The organism is Brasilonema octagenarum UFV-OR1 (assembly GCF_963888615.1).
GTDB classification, from domain to species: domain Bacteria; phylum Cyanobacteriota; class Cyanobacteriia; order Cyanobacteriales; family Nostocaceae; genus Brasilonema; species Brasilonema sennae.
The window spans coordinates 41,345-47,344 of the sequence record NZ_CAWPKW010000262.1 but is presented as its reverse complement, the minus strand read 5'-3'; the positions used below and the strand labels follow the sequence as shown (position 1 = coordinate 47,344).

6 protein-coding genes are annotated in these 6,000 nt (G+C 40.3%); 3 read left to right on the top strand and 3 right to left on the bottom strand.

Translation table 11 applies throughout. From position 1 onward, the window contains the following. The 3 genes from AC5590_RS21705 to AC5590_RS21695 all read left to right on the top strand — a co-directional run. A partial coding sequence (locus tag AC5590_RS21705) for a hypothetical protein (protein WP_211178471.1) occupies positions 1 to 236 on the top strand: 236 nt, incomplete at its 5' end. Between the two features lie 236 nt (positions 237 to 472). After that, positions 473 to 1,003: a low amplitude/bright protein LabA gene (gene labA / locus AC5590_RS21700; protein ID WP_048866685.1), complete on the top strand. Its 531-nt coding sequence runs from the start codon at positions 473 to 475 to the stop codon at positions 1,001 to 1,003. An 83-nt stretch (positions 1,004 to 1,086) separates the two neighbouring features. Next, the gene (locus AC5590_RS21695; protein WP_169265495.1) at positions 1,087 to 2,688 is read left to right on the top strand and encodes a 2-isopropylmalate synthase; all 1,602 of its coding nucleotides are present in this window, start codon (positions 1,087 to 1,089) and stop codon (positions 2,686 to 2,688) included. 165 nt (positions 2,689 to 2,853) lie between these two features. Here AC5590_RS21695 and AC5590_RS21690 read toward each other — a convergent pair whose 3' ends face one another. The 3 genes from AC5590_RS21690 to AC5590_RS21680 form a co-directional block, all read right to left on the bottom strand. Further along, the gene (locus AC5590_RS21690; protein WP_169265494.1) at positions 2,854 to 3,873 is read right to left on the bottom strand and encodes a catalase family protein; all 1,020 of its coding nucleotides are present in this window, start codon (positions 3,871 to 3,873) and stop codon (positions 2,854 to 2,856) included. Positions 3,874 to 3,933: 60 nt separating this feature from the next. Beyond that, positions 3,934 to 4,668, bottom strand: coding sequence for an SDR family oxidoreductase (locus tag AC5590_RS21685; RefSeq protein WP_169265493.1), 735 nt, complete (start codon positions 4,666 to 4,668; stop codon positions 3,934 to 3,936). A gap of 264 nt (positions 4,669 to 4,932) precedes the next feature. Beyond that, complete coding sequence (locus AC5590_RS21680; RefSeq protein ID WP_169265492.1) at positions 4,933 to 5,628, bottom strand: ATP-dependent Zn protease; 696 nt, start codon at positions 5,626 to 5,628, stop codon at positions 4,933 to 4,935. Between the last annotated feature and the right edge of the window lie 372 nt (positions 5,629 to 6,000).

The following is a 6,000-nucleotide window of genomic DNA, read 5'->3' as shown; positions in this document are numbered from 1 at the left end:
ACTGGCTCACGCCACATGCCTCAACGCGGGGAACCCGCGCACGGCAGTGGCTCCCTTACACCCCCACACCCCTGTGTTTCTTGAAAGGCTACGCCAGCACAAAGCATGTCTGGAGGATACAGCCAGTCTGCTCTTTGGTAAGCGAGCTAATTCTTAAACTTTTCGATACCTCTTTAGGAGTAAACTTGATTGGTATAGACCAAAGAATGCTGTTACGTAGTCAATTTTCTTGGTAGATTTTGATTATAGGGGCACGCTTACCAGCCAAGAGAGAAAAAAATTAACATTACTAAACTGGAGGACAGCGACTACTCAAATGCTTCCGTCGATTTTTTAAATGCTAGAGGTTAGATAAAAGCTATATATGACAATATATAATTTATAGATACCACCAGAATTAATATTTTCTAATTGCTGCTATCATCTATTGTTAAATCTAAATTGCTTATATATTATTAGGTGTAACTTTACTATGGGTTTTACGATGAATCGTCTGTCTATTTTTGTAGACGGAAACAATATGTTCTATGCTCAACAAAAAAATGGCTGGTTTTTTGACCCACGAAGAGTCTTAGAATATTTCAGGCACGAACAATCAGACACAACCTTAATCAACGCTTTTTGGTACACTGGCTTAAAAGACCTACAAGATCAACGAGGATTTAGAGATGCTCTCATTAGTTTAGGTTATACAGTTAGAACGAAAATTTTAAAAGAATATTATGATGATTCATCTGGTCGTTACTCACAAAAAGCTAATTTAGATATAGAAATTGTTGTAGATATGTTTAATACAGTAGATCAGTATGATCGAGTTGTTTTATTTAGTGGAGATGGAGATTTTGAAAGAGCAATAGAACTGTTACGGGGAAAAAATACGCATATTACAGTAGTATCAACAGAAGGAATGATAGCTAGAGAACTACGTAACGCTACTGATAGATATATAGATTTAAATGATATTCGGGACAGAATAGAAAAAGTAGATTCTCAGTTACCTTAGCAATAATTTACAAGAGGAATTGCAAAGAAACTAAGGTAAAAAGTATTTTAAGTCACAAGTAAGAAGTCAACAACAAGCCGCAAATGAACACGACACAAGATAGAATCATCATATTTGACACCACACTTCGAGATGGTGAGCAGTGTCCGGGAGCAACACTGAACATAGATGAAAAACTAACTATCGCTAAGCAACTGGCACGTCTGGGTGTGGATGTAATAGAAGCAGGCTTTGCGTTTGCCAGTCCTGGAGATTTTGAGGCTGTGACTAAGATTGCCCAAGTTGTGGGGACACAAGATGGTCCTGTGATCTGTAGTTTAGCAAGAGCGCGACACGAAGATATTAAAACTGCAGCCCAAGCAATCAAGCCAGCTGCCAAAGGGAGAATTCATACTTTTATTGCAACAAGCGATATTCACCTCAAGTACAAACTGAAAAAGACAAGATCAGAAGTAATAGCGATTGCTGAAGAAATGGTGGCTTATGCCAAAACATTCACTGATGATGTAGAATTTTCTCCGGAAGATGCAGGACGCTCTGAGCCAGAATTCCTCTATCAAGTTTTAGAGCGAGCGATCGCCGCCGGAGCAACAACAGTTAATATTCCTGACACGGTAGGTTATATCACACCGAGTGAATTTGGGGCACTCATAAAAGGGATTAAAGAAAATGTACCAAACATAGATCAAGCAATTATTTCTGTTCATGGACACAATGATTTAGGAATGGCTGTCGCCAACTTCTTAGAAGCTGTGAAAAACGGTGCCAGACAGTTAGAATGTACTATCAACGGTATTGGTGAACGTGCAGGAAATGCAGCATTAGAAGAATTAGTGATGGGTTTGCACGTCCGTCGACAATACTTCAACCCCTTCTTTGGACGTTCCATTGATTCGGAAGAACCATTAACAAATATTGACACCAGACAAATTTACAAAACATCCCGTCTGGTTTCTAACTTGACAGGAATGCTCGTTCAACCGAATAAAGCAATTGTGGGTGCGAATGCTTTTGCTCACGAGTCTGGAATTCATCAAGACGGTGTGCTCAAAAATAAGCTCACCTATGAAATTATGGATGCCCAACTAGTTGGCTTGACAGAAAATAAAATTGTCTTGGGCAAACATTCAGGAAGAAATGCTTTCCGGACACGTTTGAGAGAATTGGGATATGAACTCACAGAAACTGAATTAAATAAAGCATTTGTCAGATTCAAAGAAGTCGCAGACAAAAAGAAAGAAATTTCTGATTGGGACTTGGAAGCAATTGTTATTGATGAAATCCAACAAGCTCCGGATTTATTCCGTGTAGAATTAGTGCAAGTTTCTTGTGGTAGTAATGCTCGTCCTACCGCAACAGTCACACTTCGGACTCCAGAAGGCGAAGAATTAATTGATGCTGCGATCGGTACAGGACCAGTAGATGCAGTTTACAAAGCCATCAATCGTGTTGTCAACGTACCGAACCAGTTAATTGAGTTTTCTGTACAATCAGTCACAGCGGGTATTGATGCGATTGGTGAAGTCACTATCCGTCTAAAGCATGAAGGTAGAGTGTTTTCAGGTCATGCAGCCAACACAGATATCATCGTAGCATCTGCTCAAGCTTACGTGAATGCATTGAATAGACTGTATGCATCCTTGCAAAAGAAACAACAGCAAGTCGTTGCAAAGAATGTGTCATGAACTAGGGGTGTAAGGGGGTAAGGGTATAAGGGTGTAGGGGATGCAATTATTCTCGTTACCAGGCTGCAGCCTGGTAACGAGCGTTGGCAGGCTCTGCCTCCTTAATCGAAGCTAAATAACAATAGTGCAGGATCTGAGTTATGATGACTTTTACAAGAAGTCTATTTAACGAGGATCATCCTCTGTAAAAGCGAAAGGTTGAGGTTCTCTCAAACGCATTTCGATTTGCTCTCGTCGATATTTAGCAAGTTCTTGGTAAATTTTTTTCCGAGCTAAATTCACGCTACCAATTGGTTCATGTTCAGGTAAAGTATGCCAAGGGTTGAAAGACAAACCCTCATCCAATCGTTTTCGCTCATCAAAGTCAAATTTTTGGCTAGGAATCTTGATAGTAGCTACCTTGATGAAAGGTGAATCTTCCTCTTTCCACTCCTGCATTGGATTTTCAATAGAAGTTTTTTCTTCATCTACATAAAGCTGAATGAGAAAGTCAAAAAAAGCATCCTGACCTTCTTGATCCAGATATTTGACGGCTGCTTCACGTAAATAATTATCAGCATCCGGTATTGAGTCGGGAACTGCTTCTATTTGTTGAGGTTTGACAGAAAACTTGATAGCTTGAGAACCTAATTTGTATGGTGTCGTACTCCAGTACTGAATGAAAAGTGGATTGCTGATTTTTTTACTAGCAATTTCCTGGAGTATTGCAAAAGAAGGTTGCATGGCTTGCGTTAATTCTGGATCAGCTTGTCCACTTGCTACTTTGGCAAGATCAACATAACCCTTGACATCTCGTAGGAAAAAGACTGGATGATTGAGAAGAATAAAATCCTGAGTTTTGTCTTCATCATCAAGAACTTTTTCGCCTTCAACACTCATCAATTTTATTGCCAAGCCATGAGCATTAGGTTTTTTATCTGAAGCGAACTTACCCCGCTTTTCTGCTTGTGCAGCATTAGAAAAACGAACCCAGATGGGATAGGTTTGAACTGTAGCGAATACGCCAACTTTTAGTGCAGCAGGAATGTCATTCTCGACGATAAATTCTCCCCAAACTAACGCATGGCTTTTCGGGTGTACTTGGCGTAAATCTGGTCCTTTTTCTTGCTGACTTTTTAAGTTAGCAGCTAAAACCGCATCTGTGATTGTTTCTTGCTCTGAAGCAGATAATTTTGAAATGGTCATACTTTCCTCCTCTCAATGTGTGCAATCAATGAAAAAGGTGGGTAGTGCCTACCTAAGCAATCACCAAGGAATCGGCTTGCGGGAATTAAAGAAACCACCTGTTGGACCATCTTCTGGAAGTGTAGCAAGCCATACGGGAGTGTCAGCACCTTGCTCTGCAGTGTAAGTAGCCTCATCAGTTCCCATGTCTGTTTTGCACGAATCTGGATCAGCAGAATTGACCTTTATGGGGGTGTCTTTCAGTTCGTACGCCAGCGTAACTGTAAAAGCATTAAGCGCTGTCTTAGAGGAATTGTAGCCCAATAATTTTGTATCGTATAAGGCATGGTTCGGGTCACTGTGTTGCGTCAGGGAACCAAGCCCACTCGACACATTAACGATGCGTCCTGCTGGACTTTTGTGCAAAAGCGGTAAAAACGCCTGAGTCACAGAAATGACACCGAAGAAATTTGTCTCAAATATCTCTTTGACCGAAGCTACAGAAACAGAACTTGGGAGTTGTTCCCGACCACCGAGAATACCAGCATTATTGACTAAAATATCAAGCTTGGCAAATTTTTCTTCAACAGTCTTAGCTACAGTTTCGATGGTAGAAGTATCTGTAACATCGAGTTTGATAGACTGCACATCAAACCCTTCAGCCTGTAATTTTTCCGCTGCTTCCTTACCTTTGGTTTCATCACGGGCACCTATCAGTACGGTAATTCCTTGTTTTGCTAATTGGCGGCTGATTTCAAAACCAAGCCCTTTATTCGCCCCGGTGACTAGGGCAATTTTTTTGTCGTTACTTTGCATAGAGTTCTCTCCTCATTTTAGAAAAATGGCTGTTGTAGAAGACCACTTTGAAGAACTAGACTGAGATTGTTGGAATTCAAAGTTCCTAAAAATGCTGATAGAACGAGACATGGCTGATACCCGAATGTTCTCATGCCACAACACCGCAAATATACCTTAAAGAAGAACGCAGAATACGGAAGGGATTCTAAATCATTCATGAAAAACCAAGTTCCCGGATTTCTGGTGAGAAGTCCGGGAACTTGGTTTTTCAATTCTCATAAATTAGGCAATTTGGGGAGTGTCAAAAGCTTGTGCAATTGCAGTTTGACACTCTGCAACTGTTGCACGTTCTCGCATAGAATTCACTAAGGCTTGATATGCCGACCAGTTTTCTTCCAAAAGCGTTTTGGCTTGGAGTGTACAAAAGCGCTGTTTCTGATCACCTAACGATTCAGAAAAACCTAATTTTGTCAATACCATTAAGAGCTTGCTTCTGTCATCAGCTCCTCCTTCTGAGTTTTCGTAAACTAATGTTTCAGCAGCAATACCAGCCATCCAAATGGTACAGTAACGGTCTAGCTTTTGAGCACTGATTGTACCCCGTTCTAGTTGGGATGCTAATTCGCCATCATCAAAACTCACACCACCTTGTCCTGGTTGTCTTTGTTTGAGTGCTTCCCAGGCACTTAGGGTATAGTTCATCACTGGAATTTCTAGTAGATAAGCAACTAGAAAATGTCCGGCTTCGTGATGAATGATGCGTTCTCTGTGTTCTGGAGAAAAACCCGCTATCCAATCTATAAGTAAACTACCACCCTTGCCTTGTAAACTAAATGAATCAAGAGTTGCTATTCCCAAAACGCTAAAGGTTAGTGTTGCCGGGATTACAGGTGATATGTGCAACAATGGTCCCAAGAGGCTAGACATCGTCATGATAAAGATAGATATTGCTATTAAGTTTAGAGATATTTTGCTCATATTAAAGACAGTCCAGCTTCATGTTTCTTAACTCTTTTTTAATTATGATATGAACTCAACAGAAAATACTACCTATAGGAATTCGGTTTGATTTGGTGAACAACTCGTCAGGGCGCTTAACAGGGAACGCTTAACGCTTAACAGGGAAAAAGCAATGAAGGTATACTGAGTTTTTTTCTAAAATCAAATAGGAGTCCTATATCATATGATATTGGGATCAATACTTATAAAAAACCAAGAACCTTACTAGTCTGCAGCACCCTCTGGGCGAGATCGCAGGGGATTGGGATCAGGTTACGCAGGAAATATAAGTAATTAAGCACAGTTGATATTAAAGGTTATTTATAAAGTTCTGTAAGACATAGAGCATAT